At 71.2% G+C, this 16722-nt stretch carries 12 protein-coding genes and 1 pseudogene; 8 read left to right on the top strand and 5 right to left on the bottom strand.

Annotated features, from left to right (window positions below; genetic code table 11):
• The first annotated feature begins 36 nt into the window (after positions 1-36).
• From OHS81_RS27580 to OHS81_RS27555, 6 genes and pseudogenes are all read left to right on the top strand, one after another.
• Entirely contained in the window at positions 37-1395 is a 1359-nt protein-coding gene (locus OHS81_RS27580) for a DUF2252 domain-containing protein (RefSeq protein WP_328387512.1), read from the top strand.
• A 132-nt stretch (positions 1396-1527) separates the two neighbouring features.
• Positions 1528-2187 carry a hypothetical protein gene (locus OHS81_RS27575; protein WP_328387510.1) on the top strand — a complete coding sequence of 220 codons (660 nt, stop codon included), beginning with the start codon at positions 1528-1530 and terminating at the stop codon, positions 2185-2187.
• A 101-nt stretch (positions 2188-2288) separates the two neighbouring features.
• Positions 2289-3140 (top strand): thioredoxin domain-containing protein, encoded by an 852-nt coding sequence (locus tag OHS81_RS27570; protein WP_328387508.1) that lies wholly within the window; start codon positions 2289-2291, stop codon positions 3138-3140.
• Positions 3141-3262: 122 nt separating this feature from the next.
• Positions 3263-3978 (top strand): annotated as a pseudogene (locus OHS81_RS27565) (hypothetical protein).
• A gap of 45 nt (positions 3979-4023) precedes the next feature.
• A complete protein-coding gene (locus tag OHS81_RS27560) occupies positions 4024-4962 on the top strand; it encodes a thioredoxin domain-containing protein (RefSeq protein ID WP_328387504.1) in 939 nt (312 codons plus the stop codon).
• 89 nt (positions 4963-5051) lie between these two features.
• On the top strand, positions 5052-6695 hold the full coding sequence (locus OHS81_RS27555; protein ID WP_328387502.1) for an alkaline phosphatase D family protein: 1644 nt from the start codon (positions 5052-5054) through the stop codon (positions 6693-6695).
• 34 nt (positions 6696-6729) lie between these two features.
• On the opposite strand, the gene OHS81_RS27550 is transcribed toward OHS81_RS27555, so the two are convergent.
• The gene (locus OHS81_RS27550; RefSeq protein WP_328387500.1) at positions 6730-7341 is read right to left on the bottom strand and encodes a dienelactone hydrolase family protein; all 612 of its coding nucleotides are present in this window, start codon (positions 7339-7341) and stop codon (positions 6730-6732) included.
• Positions 7342-7453: 112 nt separating this feature from the next.
• On the opposite strand from OHS81_RS27550, the gene OHS81_RS27545 reads away from it, so the two are divergent.
• Entirely contained in the window at positions 7454-8500 is a 1047-nt protein-coding gene (locus OHS81_RS27545; RefSeq protein WP_328391458.1) for a mechanosensitive ion channel family protein, read from the top strand.
• Between the two features lie 13 nt (positions 8501-8513).
• Here the strand turns inward: OHS81_RS27545 and OHS81_RS27540 are convergent, their stop codons facing one another.
• The 4 genes from OHS81_RS27540 to OHS81_RS27525 all read right to left on the bottom strand — a co-directional run bounded on the left by OHS81_RS27540 (position 8514) and on the right by OHS81_RS27525 (position 12767).
• Positions 8514-10091 carry a Na+/H+ antiporter gene (locus tag OHS81_RS27540; protein ID WP_443058874.1) on the bottom strand — a complete coding sequence of 526 codons (1578 nt, stop codon included), beginning with the start codon at positions 10089-10091 and terminating at the stop codon, positions 8514-8516.
• A gap of 120 nt (positions 10092-10211) precedes the next feature.
• Entirely contained in the window at positions 10212-11153 is a 942-nt protein-coding gene (locus OHS81_RS27535) for an RluA family pseudouridine synthase (RefSeq protein ID WP_328387496.1), read from the bottom strand.
• A 101-nt stretch (positions 11154-11254) separates the two neighbouring features.
• The gene (gene lspA / locus OHS81_RS27530; RefSeq protein WP_328387494.1) at positions 11255-11857 is read right to left on the bottom strand and encodes a signal peptidase II; all 603 of its coding nucleotides are present in this window, start codon (positions 11855-11857) and stop codon (positions 11255-11257) included.
• A gap of 121 nt (positions 11858-11978) precedes the next feature.
• Positions 11979-12767 (bottom strand): TraR/DksA family transcriptional regulator, encoded by a 789-nt coding sequence (locus tag OHS81_RS27525; protein ID WP_328387492.1) that lies wholly within the window; start codon positions 12765-12767, stop codon positions 11979-11981.
• A gap of 699 nt (positions 12768-13466) precedes the next feature.
• Here OHS81_RS27525 and ileS point away from each other — a divergent pair.
• Positions 13467-16604 carry an isoleucine--tRNA ligase gene (ileS, locus tag OHS81_RS27520; RefSeq protein WP_328387490.1) on the top strand — a complete coding sequence of 1046 codons (3138 nt, stop codon included), beginning with the start codon at positions 13467-13469 and terminating at the stop codon, positions 16602-16604.
• Positions 16605-16722: the final 118 nt, after the last annotated feature.

Below are 16722 nucleotides of genomic sequence, written 5' to 3'. Positions count from 1 at the left end.
TCCGTACCCCTTCCGCACTTCAGGAGGCACCCAGCGATGCCGTCCCAGCACGCCCCGGCGCAGGACGCCGAGCAGCGCGGCGAAGAAATTCTCGCCGTCTTCGACACCGCCTTCGGGGAGCTGCTCGCCGCCGACCCCGCAGCCTTCCGTGTGAAATTCCGGAAGATGGCCGCCTCCGCCTTCGCCTTCTACCGGGGCACGGCCTGCCTGTTCTACCGGGACCTGGAGGCCGCGCAGGACGACGGCGGCAAGGACGGCGGCCCGTATCTGGACGAGCAGACCGGCCGGGTGTGGATCCACGGCGATCTGCACGCCGAGAACTTCGGCACGTACATGGACTCCACGGGCCGGCTGATCTTCAACGTCAACGACTTCGACGAGGCGTACGTCGGGCCGTTCACCTGGGACCTCAAGCGGTTCGCCGCCTCGGTCGCGCTGATCGGCTACGCCAAGGCGCTCAGCGACAAGCAGATCACCGACCTGGTGCGCACCTACGCCGCCGCCTACCGGGAGCGCATCCACGCGCTGGCCTCGGGGACGAAGAGCTCCGACCGGGACGAGCTGCCGCCCTTCACCCTGGACACCGCCGAGGGACCGCTGCTCGGCGCGCTGCGCGACGCCCGCTCGCTGACCCGGTTCGGACTGCTGGACTCGATGACCGAGATCCGGGACTTCGAGCGGCGCTTCTCGGCGGGCGGCGGCAGTGTCGAACTGGACGCGGCGACCCGCTACAAGGTTCTCGCCGCCTTCGACGGCTATCTGGAGACGCTGCCGGAGTCGAGCCTGGACCGCCCGGACTCCTACCGCGTCAAGGACGTGGTGGGGCGCCGGGGCATCGGCATCGGCTCGGCCGGTCTGCCGTCGTACAACATCCTGCTCGAGGGCAACAGCGACGCCCTGGAGAACGATGTGGTGATCTACATGAAGCAGGCGCAGACCCCGGCCGTCTCCCGGCACGTCACCGACCCCGCGGTCCGCGGCTACTTCCAGCACGAGGGCCACCGCACGGTGATCTCACAGCGCGCCCTGCAGGACCACGCCGACCCGTGGCTGGGCTGGACCGAACTGGACGGCGCGGGCCAGCTGGTCGCCGAGATCTCGCCGTACGCGGTCGACCTGGACTGGTCGGACATCGACGACCCGGAGGAGATCGCGGCGGTGGTGGCCGACCTGGGCCGGGCCACCGCGACCATGCACGCCGCCGCGGACGACGAGAGCGGCCACTCGCTGGTGCCGTTCTCGACGGAGCGGGCCATCGACGCGGCCATCGCCGCCGACGAGGACGGCTTCGCATCACTGCTGGTCGACTTCGCGCACTCCTACGGCGCCCGCGCCCGCCGTGACCACCAGATCTTCGTGGACCTCTTCCGCAACGGGCAGATCCCGGGGCTGTAGCGCGGGCCCCGGTCCGCAGGGCGGGCAGGACGAGAGGGCCGGCATATGCCGTACGCACCGTATGCACCGGTGCGTACGGCTTCGGACCCCCTTAGCCGCCGCTTACCCCGGCCCATGGCACACTCGGCTGCAATGGACATCTCGGCGGCACACCTGCGGGCACTGCGCGCAGCGCTTTTCACGGCGCTGTGCGTGACGCTCTCCGCGGGGTCGCACGTCCTGCTGTCCCGTATGCCGCTGCCGCTGAGCCTGGTCACCGCGCTCAGTGCTGCCGTGTTCGCCCTCGCCTATGCACTGGCCGGGCGGGAGCGCGGCTTCTGGCGGATCGCGTCGCTGCTGGTCCCCCTGGAACTGGCCGCCGATCTGGCCTTCAGCCTGGGGCAGCACACCTGTTACGGAGAGGCCGGCGGCCCGGTCGCCGGCCCGCTGCGCTCACTGGGCGTGGATCTGCTGTGCGGTGGCGATCCCGTCGGCGCACCGCTGACGCGGCTGTCCCCGGAGGACACCGCGCCCGTGGTCACCTGGCTCGTCCTGCTCGCGGCACATGTGGGCACCGGACTGCTGGCGGCGGGCTGGCTGCGCCGCGGCGAGAGAGCGCTGCACCAGCTGCTGGGCGCGGTGGCGGGCTTCGCCTTCCGCCCGCTGCTGATCGCCGTCGCGGTCGTCGTCGCCGGCGCCGCGCCGCGCCGCCCGGTGCCCGCCCCCGTACGGCCCGGGCGCCCCGCCCGTGCCGTCCCCCTGCTCGTGCACTGTGTCGTGCGCCGTGGACCGCCCTGCGCACTGGCCGCGTAGGCCTTCGGCCGCGCGCGGCCCGCGTACGCCCGCGCCGCGTGCGTACGCCTTCGACCGCACATATCTCCCGCCTCACGGATCTTCACAGAGCAGGAACAGTCATGAGCAACCGCAACAACCAGGCCAACAAGCAGGCAGCCCGCGAGCGGCTGCGCGCCGAGCGTGAGCGGCAGGCGAAGAAGGACAAGGTCCGTCGGCAGCTGATCGTCGGCGGTGCGATCGTCGCCGTCCTGGCGATCGCCGGCGGGATCGGGGTGGCGGTCTCCTCCATGGGCGGCGACAGCGGCTCCGCCGCCGCCGGGGACAGCACCGACTGGGCGAAGGCCGCGAAGGCCCCGCTGACCAAGCCCCAGAACACCAGCGGCAAGAACGGCACCACGGTCGTCGTCGGCAAGAAGGACGCCAAGAACACCCTGAACCTCTTCGAGGACCCGCGCTGCCCCGGCTGCGCGGGCTTCGAGCAGACCGCCGGGGCCACCGTCGAGAAGGACATCAAGGACGGCAAGTACAAGGCGTCCTACCACCTGGGCACGTTCCTCGACGCGAACCTCAGGGGCACCGGCTCCAAGAACGCGCTGAGCGCACTGGGCGCCGCCCTGAACGTCAGCCCGGACGCCTTCTTGAAGTACAAGTACGCGCTGTACTCGAAGGAGTTCCACCCGGACGAGACCGGGCCGGACAAGTTCGCCGACGACAGCTACCTGATCAAGGTCGCCGACACCATCCCGGCACTCAAGGGCAACGCGGCCTTCCAGAAGAACGTCAAGTCGGGCACGTACGACCGGTGGGCGCTGGAGATGTCCGACGCGTTCAGCGCGGTCAAGGACGTCACCAGCACCCCGACGATCAAGCTCAATGACACGGTGCTGGGCACGGACAGCCCGCAGGGCAAGGTGGCACCCTCCAGCGTGGCCGCCTTCAACTCCATGGTGGACAAGGCACTGAAGAAGTGACGCGGGCGGCCCGCCACCGGCCGGGCCGTGCGCCGCACCTCTCGGCCGGCGTGCTCCGTGCGCGCCGGCCGATGCCAAATCTTGACCCGGGCCCGTGCCGTACACATGGCAGACTCCCGCTCATGCAGGCGACGGGAGTACGCCGCCCCGGGGCCCGGCCGGCGGCTGCGCCGGGGGTTCAGCTCAGGGCGGTGCGGGCGGCACTGTTCGCTGCGCTGTGCACCACCCTGTCCACGGCCTCCCATGTGCTGTTCTCGCACCGCCCGTTACCGCTTGCTCCGGTCGTCGCGATCTGCGCCGGTGCCTTCGCCGCGGCCTATCTGCTGACCGGCCGGGAGCGCGGATTCGGCGCCGTCGCCGCGCTCCTGGTACCGCTGGAACTGGCCGCCGACACCGTCTTCACCGCCGGGCAGCACACCTGTTACGGGCCGGCCGGCGGCCCGGTCACCGGCCCGCTGCGCTCGGTCGGCGTCGAACTGCTGTGCCGAAGCGGCGAATGGGGCACACCGCTGGCCCGGGCGGCCGCCCATCCGGGTGCGCCGCTGCCGCCGGCCGTCCCGGCGGCGGCCCCCTGGCTGCTGCTCGCCGCCCATGTCGCGGTCGGCCTGCTCGCCGCGGCCTGGCTGCACCGCGGGGATGCCGCCCTGGACGCCCTGCTGCGCGCCGCCGCGGCCGGTGCCTTCCGTCCGCTGCGCACCGCGGTCGCGGTGCGCAGCGCCGCCCCTCCCCGCCCCGCCGGCGGATCCGGCCGCTGCACCCGCTGCCGCCGGCCCGCCCGCTCCCCCTCCTCGTGCACTGCGTACGGCGCCGCGGCCCGCCCCGCCCGGCCAGCGCCTGACCAGCACACAGAAGCCGGCACGACCTTGAGGGGACCACACCACCCATGAGCAACCGCAACAACCTGGCCAACAAGACCGCGGCCCGCGAACGCATCCGGGCCGAGCGGGACCGCCAGAAGAAGAAGGAGAAGCTGCGCCGCCAACTGACCGCGGCGGGCGCGGTGATCGGCGTCCTGGCCGTGGCCGGCGGCATCGGCTACGCCGTGATGAAGGCCAACGAGCCCAAGGGCTGGGAGGCCGCCAAGGAGGCCAAGCTCGTCACGCCCGCGCACACCCAGGGCAAGAACGGCACCGAGATCCTGATAGGCGACAAGAACGCCAAGCAGACCCTGGAGGTCTTCGAGGACATCCGCTGCCCGATGTGTGCGACCTTCGAGCAGAGCAGCGGCAAGGCCCTGGCCAAGGACATCGAGGACGGCCGGTACCGGGTCCGCTTCACCATGTACACCTTCCTCGACGGCATGGGCGGCGGTGAGGGCTCGAAGAACGCGCTCAGCGCGCTCGGCGCGGCGCTGAACGTCAGCCCGGAAGCCTTCTTGAAGTACAAGTCGGCGCTGTACTCGGCCAAGTACCACCCCGACGAGCGCGAGGACCTCTACGCCAAGGACGCCGAACTGCTCAAGGTCGCCGGCGAGGTGCCGGAGCTGAAGAACGACAAGGCGTTCGCCTCGGCGGTCAAGAAGGGCACCTACGACCGCTGGGCGATGGAGATGACCGCGCTGTTCGGCCGCAAGGGCGTCAAGGGCACGCCCACGTTCCTGCACGGCGACAAGAAGCTGGAGCTGCCGCAGGTCCCGCGGCAGCAGATGACGCAGGCGCAGTACATGCAGCTCGCGCAGGCCAACTTCAAGAAGATGATCGACAAGGAGTTCGGCCCGGCGAAGGGGCCGGCCGGAGGAGACCCGGGCAAGGGCGGCAGCACGGGCGAAGGCGGCTCGAAGGGCATTCGCGAGGGCGAAAAGGACCCCACGGGCGCGCACTGAGTGCCTTTCGGACAACGGGCGGGCGAATTCTCGGAGTTATCGGAATTCGCCCTCCCGGCGCCGTTTACCGGCCAGTAAGGTGATCGGCCGTGACCGATCATGACCAGATCTCGCGCCGCACTGCCGTCACGGCCGTAGCCGCCACCGCCGCTCTTCTGCCGTTCGCCGGCGCCGCCACCGCACACGCCCAAGGGGCCGCGGACCAGGACTCGTTCTTCCAGCACGGAGTCGCCTCCGGGGACCCGCTCCCGGACGGCGTCCTGCTGTGGACCCGGGTCACGCCGACCGCGTCGGCGACCCCCGGCTCCGGCCGCGGACCGGCCACCAAGGTGAGCTGGCAGGTGGCGAGCGACAAGAACTTCACGTCCGTTGTCGCCCGGGGGAACCTGACCACCTCCGCCGCCAGTGACCACACGGTCAAGGCGGACGTCCGCGGCCTGCACCCGGCCACCCACTACTACTACCGCTTCACCGTCGACGGACAGCACTCCCCCGTCGGCCGGACCCGTACCGCCCCCGCCCCCGACACCGCGGCCGGCAACATCCGCTTCGGCGTGGTCTCCTGCGCCAACTGGGAGTCCGGCTACTTCTCCCCCTACCGGCACCTGGCCGCCCGCACCGAGCTGGACGCGGTGCTCCACGTCGGCGACTACCTCTACGAGTACAAGTCCGGCGAGTACCCGGAGTTCAAGTACGTCGTCCGCCCGCACTCCCCGGCCCACGAGCTGCTGACGCTCGCCGACTACCGCACCCGGCACGGCGTCCACAAGACCGACCCGGACGCGATGGCCATGCACGCCACCCACCCGGTCATCGCCATGTGGGACGACCACGAGTTCGCCGACAACGCCTGGAAGGGCGGCGCGGTGAACCACACCCCGGAGACCGAGGGCCCCTGGTCCGCGCGGATGGCCGCCGCGAAGCAGGCCTACTTCGAGTGGATGCCGGTGCGCCCCTCGATCGCCGGGACCACCTACCGCAGGCTGCGCTTCGGTACCCTCGCCGATCTGCACCTGCTGGACCTGCGCTCGTTCCGCGACGCCCAGGCCAAGCCGGGCAGCGGCGCGGTCGACGACCCCAGCCGCACGATCACCGGGCGGGCCCAACTGGACTGGCTCAAGTCCGGACTGGAGCGCTCGGACACCGCCTGGCGGCTGGTCGGCACCTCGGTGATGATCTCGCAGGTCGCCTTCGGCGCCGTCCCCGCGAAGCTGCTGGGCCCGCTCGCCGAGATCCTGGGGATACCCAAGGAGGGCCTGGCGATCAACACCGACCAGTGGGACGGCTACACCGACGACCGGCGCGAGCTGCTGAGCCACCTCAGCGACCGCGGCATCGACAACACGGTGTTCCTGACCGGCGACATCCACATGGCCTGGGCCAACGAGGTGCCGCTCCAGGCGGCGACCTACCCCGCCGACCGCGCGGTGGCGACGGAGTTCGTGGTCACCTCCGTCACCTCCGACAACGTGGACGACTTCCTGCACGTCGCCCCGCACACGGTCTCGCTGGCCGGGGTCGCCGCCATCAAGGCCGCCAACCGGCATGTGAAGTGGCTGGACATGGACTCGCACGGCTACGGGGTCCTGGACATCGACGCCGAGCGGACGCAGATGGATTATTTCGGCATCTCCGACAAAACCGATCCGAACGCCACCAGCACCCTGCTGCGCTCGTACCTGACCCGGTCCGGCAGCCAGCAGGTGGAGCGCGCGGGCCAGCCGCTCGTCTAGGGGACGCCGGCCCGGGCCCGCCCGGCCTGCCGGCTCACAGCTCGGCGAGGAAGCCCAGCGCCACCTTCCAGGCGCTCTCCGCGGCCTCCTGGTCGTAGTCGGGCAGACCGGGATCGGTGAAGAGATGGCCGGCGCCGGCGTAGCGGAAGACCTCTACGTCCGCGCCGGCCCGGCGCATCTGCAGATACCAGGCGTTCAGCCAGTCGTGCGGCTCGTACGGGTCCGGGTCGGCGACATGCAGCTGCACCGGCAGGTCGTCGGCGACGGTGCCGTCCGCGATGTCCGAGGTGCCGTGCAGCAGAAGCAGCCCGCGGGTCCGCTCGTCGCCGAGCGCGAGGTTCTGCGCGACGGAGCCGCCGAAGGAGAAGCCGGCGTAGACCAGTCCGCGGTCGGAGTAGGGCGCGACGGCCGTGATGGCCCGCTTGAGCAGTTCCTCCTTGCCGATCTCGTCCTTGATGAGAATGCCGTCCGGGACGGAGTCGGCGGTCCGGCCGTCGAAGAGATCGGGGACGATCACCTCGTACCCCGCGGCGCGCAGCCGGTCCGCCGCCGCGTGCACCGCGGGACGCAGCCCGCACACCGAATGGAACAGCACAATCGTCGAAAGTCCGCTGGTCGGGGACTCGGAGGCGGCCGGCACTGACATCACTTCCCTGGGGTTGGATCGATCTCGCCCCATCCTGCCAGTTACGGTCACGGGGACCGGGTACCAGCACACCACAGCCCCTCGTACCCCACGGAGGAGGAGTCCCGTGTCCTTGGAGGACGTCCTGCGTCCGGTCGTCGTCATCGGCGGCGCGGTCCTGCTCGCGCTCATCCTGGTCTGGCTCGCCGACCGGGCACTGCGCCGGATCGATGCCGGCCACCCGGAGACCCCCTTGTGGGGCCTGCTGCGCCGCTGCCGGATACCGCTGCAAGTGGTGCTCTGCGCGGCCCTGTTGCGCGGCTCGTTCAACCATACGGGGCTGGAGTCCGTCAAAAAGCATGCGGCGGGCATCGGGCAGGCGCTGACCCTGGTCCTGATCGCGGCCACCGCCTGGCTGGTCGTCCGGGCAGCGGCGGCCATCGTCGAGTCCTCGTACTCGCGCTATGCGGCGGGCGCCCGGGACGCGGCGCGGGTGCGGCGGGTACGGACCCAGGTGACGCTGATCCAGCGGGTGGTGACGGCCGTGGTGATCGTCGTCGCGGCCGCCTCGATGCTGCTGACGTTCCCGGCGATGCGGGCAGTCGGTACCTCCATGCTGGCGTCGGCCGGGCTGCTGGGCATCGTCGCCGGTATCGCCGCCCAGTCCACCCTCGGCAACCTCTTCGCGGGACTGCAGATCGCGTTCGGCGACATGGTGCGCATCGGGGACACCGTCGTCGTGGACGGCGAGTGGGGCACCGTCGAGGAGATCACGCTGACCTTTCTGACCGTGCGGACCTGGGACGAGCGCCGGATCACCATGCCGGTGTCGTACTTCACCGGCAAACCCTTCGAGAACTGGTCGCGCGGCGGTGCGCAGATGACCGGCACGGTCCTCCTCCACCTCGACCACAGCGCGCCGGTGGAGAAGATGCGCCAGCGGCTGCTGGAAATCCTCCAGGAGTGCCCGGAGTGGGACGGCAGGTCCCAGAGCCTGGTGGTCACCGACACCACACCGTCCACGATCGTGGTGCGTGCGCTGGTGACCGCCCGGGACTCGGACACGCTGTGGACGGTGCGCTGCGAGGTCCGCGAGCGGCTGCTGGAGTGGCTGCGGACCGAACACGCCTACGCACTGCCACGGATCACCACGGCGACGGCGCCGCCGGACAGCCCTTAGGGGGAGACACCCCCTAAGGCGCACCCCGCAGGCTGCGCATGTCCAGATGGCGCAGCACCCGGTCGACGATCTCCGGGTCCGCGCCCGGTTCGCTGCGCGCCGCCAGTACCTCGTGCCGGGCGGCCGACAGCATCTCGCCCTGGATGCGGTGCACCTTCTTCAGCCGGGTGATGCGCTTGTCGAAGAGCTCGCGCCGCTCGTCGTCGACGATGTCCGGCGCGATCCGGGCGCCGATGTCGTGCGCGCGGCGGGCCAGTTGCTCGCTGACCTCGTCGGGCAGCTCCTCGACCTCCAGGATCTCCTTCAGCCGCCGCTTGGACGCCTTGATCACCCGGAGCGCCAGCTCCCGCTCCAGCGCGTCGACGGCATCGGTGTCGGCCCGTACCCGCAGCCGGCGCACCAGCCAGGGCAGGGTGAGGCCCTGGATGAGGAGCGTGCTGAGCACCACTGCGAAGGCGATGAAGAGGATGTCGTCACGGACCGGGAAGTCATCGCCGCCGTCGACGCTGTACGGAATGGCCAGCGCCAGCGCCACCGAGGCCACCCCGCGCATCCCCGCCCACCACATGATGAGCGTCTCCCGCCAGCTCATCGGGATCTCTTCGTCGTAGTCGCGGCGCTTGTGCATCCGCCTGGCCAGCCAGGCGGCGGGCAGCAGCCACAGCAGACGGACGCCGACGACCACCCCGACGACGGCGGCGCCGGCCCCGAGGAGCTGGCCCCAGCGGTGGGAGGCCGCCCCGAAGATGTTGTGCAGCTCCAGGCCGATCAGCCCGAAGGCGACACCGGTGACGAGGGTGTCGACGACCTCCCAGAAGGTGTAGCCGGCGAGCCGGCCCATCACGTCGTCCGGGTCGACCGCGTACTCGGCCAGGAACAGCGCACAGGTCAGCACCGCCAGCACCCCGGATCCGCGGAAGTTCTCGGCCAGGACGTACGCGACGAACGGCACCAGCAGCGTCAGACCGATCTGCAGCGTCGGGTCGCCGAGCAGCCCCATCAGCTTGTTGGTGACCCAGCCGAGCCCCAGGCCGACCGCTATGGCGACCACCGCGGAGAGCACCAGCGAGCCGACCGCGGCGGGCACCGAGAAGGTTCCGCTGACCGCCGCGGCGAGCGCGACGTGGTACAGCACGATGGCGGTGACATCGTTGAACAGCCCCTCGCCCTCCAGGATCGACACCAGCCGGCGGGGCAGCCCGAGCTTGCCCGCAACGGCCGTCGCGGCCACCGGGTCGGGCGGGGCGACCAGCGCGCCGAGCACCACCGCTGCGGCCACCGGCATCCCGGGCACCACCGCCTGGGCGACGGCGGCGACCGCGGCGGTGGTGGCGAAGACCAGCGCCACGGCGAGCAGGAAGATCGGCCGGACGTTGGCGGTGAACTGGCGCCAGGAGGTGCGCTGCACGGCCGCGTAGAGCAGCGGCGGCAGCACCACCGGCAGGATGAACTCCGGCGGTACCTCGACGTTGGGCACGAACGGCAGCAGTGCCAGCACGGCGCCGACGAGGGTCATCAGCACCGGCGACGGGAGTCCCAGCCGGTCGCCGACCGGAACCATGACCACGGCTCCGAGCAGCAGGACGAACATCAGAGCCAGCTGGTCCACGGTGGCTACGCTCCGGGGTCGGATGCGGTCATTTTCCGACCCCAGCGTGCCATGACACGGGCTCCTGCCCGCCGTGTCGGCGCCCGCCCGATGTCCTCCGCGTCAGCTGCTCTCGTCCCGGACGGTGTCCAGGGCGCGCTGCAGGTCATCCGGGTAGCCGCTCTCGAACTCGACCCAGCGGCCGTCGGAGGGGTGCTCGAAGCCCAGCCGCATGGCGTGCAGCCACTGCCGGGTGACGCCGAGGCGCTTGGCGAGGGTGGGGTCGGCGCCATAGGTCAGGTCGCCGACGCAGGGGTGGCGGTGCGCGGACATGTGCACCCGGATCTGGTGGGTGCGGCCGGTCTCCAGCTTGATGTCGAGCAGGCTGGCCGCGCGGAACGCCTCGATCAGGTCGTAGTGCGTGACGGACGCCTTGCCCTCGGCCGTCACCGCCCACTTGTAGTCGTGCTGCGGGTGCCGGCCGATGGGGGCGTCGATGGTGCCGCTCATCGGGTCCGGGTGGCCCTGGACCAGGGCGTGGTAGCGCTTGTCGACCGTGCGCTCACGGAACTGCTGCTTGAGCAGGGTGTAGGCGCGCTCGGACTTGGCGACCACCATCAGGCCGGAGGTGCCGACGTCGAGACGGTGCACGATGCCCTGGCGCTCGGCGGCACCGGAGGTGGAGATGCGGTAGCCGGCCGCGGCCAGACCGCCGATGACGGTCGTTCCCGTCCAGCCGGGGCTGGGGTGCGCGGCCACGCCGACGGGCTTGACGATCACCACGATGTCGTCGTCGTCGTGCACGATCTCCATGCCCTCGACGGGCTCGGCGACGATCTCCACGGGCGCCGCGGCCTGCGGCATCTCCACTTCCAGCCAGGCGCCGCCGCTCACCCGCTCGGACTTCATCACCTCGGAGCCGTCGACCCGGACCTTGCCGGCGGCGGCGAGTTCGGCCGCCTTCGTACGGGAGAAGCCGAACATCCGGGCCAGCGCGGCGTCGACGCGCTCGCCCTCCAGGCCGTCCGGTACGGGCAGGGTGCGGATCTCGGGAATGGTGCTCACCCCACGAGTATGGCAGTCCCGTAGTGGTGCCCTGCCCGGGGCCGGGGCCCGGGGCCGGCACCACCAGTGGCTCCTGCCCCGGTCGGCCCCGCCACGGGGGATCAGTCCTTGTGCACGGTCCCGTCGGGGTCCAGTCCGCGGAAGGACAGGATCACGATCAGGATGCCGCCGCAGACGATCCCGGAGTCGGCGAGGTTGAAGACCGCGAAGTGCGCCGGGGCGATGAAGTCGACCACTGCGCCCTCGAAGACCCCCGGCGAGCGGAACAGCCGGTCGGTGAGGTTGCCGAAGGCGCCGCCGAGCAGCAGCCCGAGCGCGATCGCCCAGGGCAGGCTGTAGAGCTTGCGGGCGATCCGGGCGATCACCACGATCACGACCGTCGCAATGATGGTGAGGAAGATCGTCAGCGCCTCGCCGATGCTGAACGCGGCGCCGCGGTTACGGATCACGGTGAACTGCAGCAGCGTCCCGATGACCTGAATGGGCTCGTGGTGCTCCAGTTTCGCGACCACCAGAAGCTTGCTGCCCAGGTCGAGCAGGTAGACGAAGAGCGCGACCAGCAGCAGCGCGGTGATCCGCCGCTTGCGATGGCCGGTGCCCTGCTCCGCCTCCACCGCCTCTCCCCCCTCGGATTCCGCCGTGGAATCCGCTCCGGTACCCGGCTCGGGTTCCGGCGTACCGGTGATGCGTTCGGCCTTAGCCACGTGTGAGTCCCTCAGCCCGTCGTGTCCACGGCCGGGCCATGCCCGGCTGAACCACGAGAGTACGGCACACACGTACGGGCGCGGGCGGACCGGGTGCCGTCGGCGACACCTGCCGGCCGGTTCAACGGCGCTCCTGCTTCTGCTTGCACTCCACGCACAGCGTGGCGCGGGGGAAGGCCTGCATCCGCGCCTTGCCGATGGGGTTGCCGCAGTTCTCGCAGAGGCCGTAGGTGCCCGCGTCCAGCCGGCCCAGGGCACGCTCGGTCTGGTGCAGCATCTCGCGGGCGTTGGAGGCGAGCGCCAGCTCGTGTTCGCGGGTGATGTTCTTGGTGCCGGTGTCGGCCTCGTCGTCGCCCGCGCCGTCACCGGAGTCGCGCATCAGCCCGGCGATGGCGTCCTCGGCCGAGACGATCTCCAGCCGCAGCCGTGCCGCCTCCTCCATCAGTTCGGTCCGCGCCTCGGTGACCTCTTCGGGCGTCCAGGGCTCCTCGCCGGGCCGTACGGCGAGCTCCCCCGGCGCCGCGGCCACCCGGGCCATGGGCACCGCGGAGTCATTGCCGTGGGCCTTGGCCGCTGCGGCCGCAGTCTTCTTCGCCACCACCGTCTTGGCTCCCGTCTTCTTAGCGGGCACCGCGGCCGTCTTGGCCGGAGCCTTCTTCGCGGTCTTCTTCGCCGCGATCTTCTTCGCCGCGGTCCTCTTGGCCGCCGGCTTCTTCGCGGCCGCCTTCTCCGGCGCCGCCCGTCCGGCCGTGGTCTTCCCCGGCGTGGTCGTACCGGCCGCCGTCTTCCTGGCCGCGGCCTTCTTCGGAGCTGCCTTCTTCGGGGCCGTCTTCTTCGCTGCAGGCTGCTTCGCGACGGCCTCGTCGGCAGGCGTCGTGCTCTTCTCCGCGGCGGTCTTTTTCGCCACCATGGCCGCGACCCCTTCACATATGTGACTTTGTTCGCGAATCGTGACGGGAACGATAAATCGCTGCACGCCACGCGGCAACGGGACGCACCGCCCTTCGGGACCTGCCACCCGGCCCGGACGTCCGGTCTGCCTCGTTTGTGCCCCGCTCCCCGGCCGGTAATCCGTCCCCCGGCGCGGTACCCGCCCGCTCGCCATTCGGGTCACGGCGTGCGCCCGGCGCCCGGCGCGGCGAGCGGCCCCGGACCCGTCGCGCCGCGCGGCCCGGGCCCCTTCCCGTACAGCCCGGCCCCCTCCCGTACCAAGCCGGCGCCGGCCCGCCTCCCCCGACTGCCGGAAATCCGGTCGGCCACTGTCGGTGCGGCCCCGTACACTGGGCCGAGCGAGAGGCATTGACGGGACGAGTAGCGCCGTACGCAGCCAGCAGCGACCCGGGGACGGTGGAAGCCCGGGGGCGTGCACGACGTGAAGATCACCCCGGAGCCGCCGGAAGAAAGTCTTGGACAGTGGGCTCCGCCCACGGGTTTGGACAGTGGGCTCCGCCCACGGACCTCGGGCCACCCAGGGCGAGTAGAACCGGCAGCGCGACCCCAATGAGGGGGCGGTGCAGTGGCACCGCCAAGGAGGGTGGTACCGCGGGAGCGCAGGCTCTCGTCCCTCCGGACGGAGAACGCAGCAGGTGTCCGCCGGAGGAAGCCCCCGATGAGTCCGCAGCCCCAGTACCGCCAGGTACCCGCCCAGGTAGACCTCCCCGCCCTCGAGCACGCCGTGCTCGAGTTCTGGCAGGAACAGAAGATCTTCGCCCGTACCCTCCAGCAGTCCGAGGGACGGCCCGAGTGGGTCTTCTACGAGGGCCCCCCGACCGCCAACGGCATGCCCGGCGCGCACCACATCGAGGCGCGCGTCTTCAAGGACGTCTTCCCCCGGTTCCGCACGATGCAGGGCTACCACGTCGACCGCAAGGCCGGCTGGGACTGCCACGGCCTCCCGGTCGAGCTGGCCGTGGAGAAGGAGCTGGGCTTCAACGGCAAGAAGGACATCGAGGCGTACGGCATCGCCGAGTTCAACGCCAGGTGCCGCGAGTCGGTGACCCGCCACACCGACGCCTTCGCCGAGCTCACGACCCGTATGGGCTACTGGACCGACCTGGACGCCCCGTACCGCACGATGGACCCCGACTACATCGAGTCGGTGTGGTGGTCGCTGAAGGAGATCTTCACCAAGGGCCTGCTGGTCCAGGACCACCGCGTCGCCCCCTGGTGCCCGCGCTGCGGCACCGGCCTGTCGGACCACGAGCTGGCCCAGGGCTACGAGAACGTCGTCGACCCCTCGGTCTTCGTCCGCCTCCCGCTGACGTCCGGCCCGCTGGCCGGCCGGGCCGCGCTGCTGATCTGGACGACCACCCCCTGGACCCTGGTCTCCAACACCGCGGTCGCCGCGCACCCCGACGTCACCTATGTCGTCGCCACCGACGGCAGCGAGCAGGTGGTCGTCGCCGAGCCGCTGCTGGAGAAGGCCCTCGGCGAGGGCTGGACCGCCACCGGCGAGTCGTTCACCGGACGCGAGATGGAGCGCTGGGCCTATGAGCGCCCCTTCGGCCTCGTCGAGCTGGAGGGCGCCAATATCGTCGTCAACGCCGAGTACGTCACCACCGATGACGGCACCGGTCTCGTCCACCAGGCCCCGGCCTTCGGTGAGGACGACCTCAAGACCTGCAAGGCGTACGACCTGCCGGTGATCAACCCGGTCCGCCCGGACGGCACGTTCGAGGAGGAACTGCGCCTGGTCGGCGGCCAGTTCTTCAAGAAGGCCGACGAGGCGCTGGTCGCCGACCTCGACGCCCGCGGCCTGCTCTTCCGGCACCTCGCCTACGAGCACAGCTACCCGCACTGCTGGCGCTGCCACACCGCGCTGCTCTACTACGCCCAGCCGTCGTGGTACATCCGCACCACCGCGGTCAAGGACGCCCTGCTCCGGGAGAACGAGAACACCAACTGGTTCCCCGAGTCGGTCAAGCACGGCCGCTTCGGCGACTGGCTGAACAACAACATCGACTGGGCGCTGTCCCGCAACCGCTACTGGGGCACCCCGCTGCCCATCTGGCGCTGCGAGGAGAACCACCTCACCTGCGTCGGCTCGCTCACCGAGCTGACCGAGCTGACCGGCACCGACCAGTCGGACCTGGACCCGCACCGCCCGTACATCGACGCGGTCACCTTCGCCTGCCCGACGTGCCAGGGCACCGCGACCCGCGTCCCCGAGGTCATCGACGCCTGGTACGACTCGGGCTCGATGCCGTTCGCGCAGTGGGGCTACCCGTACCGCAACAAGGAGCTGTTCGAGAAGCGCTACCCGGCGCAGTTCATCTCGGAGGCCATCGACCAGACCCGCGGCTGGTTCTACACCCTGATGGCCGTCGGCACGCTCGTCTTCGACAAGTCCTCGTACGAAAACGTGGTCTGCCTCGGTCACATCCTCGCCGAGGACGGCCGGAAGATGTCCAAGCACCTGGGCAACATCCTCCAGCCGATCCCGCTCATGGACCAGCACGGCGCCGACGCGGTCCGCTGGTTCATGGCGGCCGGCGGCTCCCCCTGGGCCGCCCGCCGGGTGGGCCACTCCACCATCCAGGAAGTCGTCCGCAAGACGCTGCTGACGTACTGGAACACCGTCGCCTTCCAGGCGCTGTACGCCCGTACGTCGAACTGGGCGCCCTCCGCCGCCGACCCGGCCCCGGCTGCCCGGCCGCTGCTGGACCGCTGGCTGCTCGGTGAGCTGAACACCCTGGTCGAGCAGGTCACCGAGTCGCTGGAAGCCTTCGACACCCAGCGCGCCGGCAAGCTCCTCTCCTCCTTCGTCGACGACCTCTCCAACTGGTACGTCCGCCGCTCGCGCCGCCGCTTCTGGCAGGGCGACGCGGCCGCGCTGCGCACGCTGCACGAGGTCATCGAGACGGTCACCCGGCTGATGGCCCCGCTCACCCCGTTCATCACCGAGCGGGTCTGGCAGGACCTGGTCGTCCCGGTCGTCCCCGAGGCCCCGGAGTCCGTCCACCTCGCCGGCTGGCCGGTCGCCGACCGGACGCTCATCGACCCGGCGCTGTCCGGCCAGATGCAGCTGGTGCGCCGGCTCGTCGAGCTGGGCCGTGCGACCCGCGCCGAGTCGGGGGTGAAGACCCGCCAGCCGCTGTCCCGTGCACTGGTGGCGGCCCACGGCTTCGCGGGCCTGCCCGAGGACCTGCGCGCGCAGATCACCGAGGAGCTGAACGTCAGTTCGCTGGCCGCGCTGTCGGAGGTGGGCGGCTCCCTGGTCGACACCACCGCCAAGGCGAACTTCCGTGCCCTGGGCAGGCGGTTCGGCAAGGGCGTCCAGGCAGTCGCCAAGGCCGTCGCCGCGGCGGACGCCGCCGCCCTCTCGCTGGCCCTGCGCGACGGCACGGCGAGTGTCGAGGTCGACGGCGAAACCGTCTCCCTCGCCCCCGACGAGGTCATCATCACCGAGACCCCGCGCGAGGGCTGGTCGGTGGCCTCCGACGCCGGTGCCACGGTCGCCCTCGACCTGGAGATCACCCCGGAGCTGCGCCGGGCGGGCCTGGCCCGCGACGCGATCCGGCTGATCCAGGAGGCCCGGAAGAACAGCGGCCTGGACGTCGCCGACCGGATCGCGCTGCGCTGGCGGTCCACCGACGAGGAGGTGCGCACGGCGCTGACCGACCACGCCGGCCTGATCTCCGACGAAGTGCTCGCCGACGACTTCACCCCCGGCGAGGCGGACGGTTCCTACGGCCCCGCGTTCACCGACGAGAGCCTGGCCCTCACGTTCCAGCTGCGCAAGGCGTAACCGCACCCGCGGTCACCCGGCCTGCCGAGCCCCCCGGTGCGATCCGCACCGGGGGGCTTCGCCGTCCCCGAGGACACCCCGGCGAGGCCCCCCGCCCCCGCCCCCCGCGCGCAAGTAC

Source organism: Streptomyces sp. NBC_00400 (genome assembly GCF_036048035.1).
In the GTDB taxonomy this organism is placed as follows: domain Bacteria; phylum Actinomycetota; class Actinomycetes; order Streptomycetales; family Streptomycetaceae; genus Streptomyces.
This window is presented reverse-complemented; position numbering and strand designations above follow the sequence as displayed.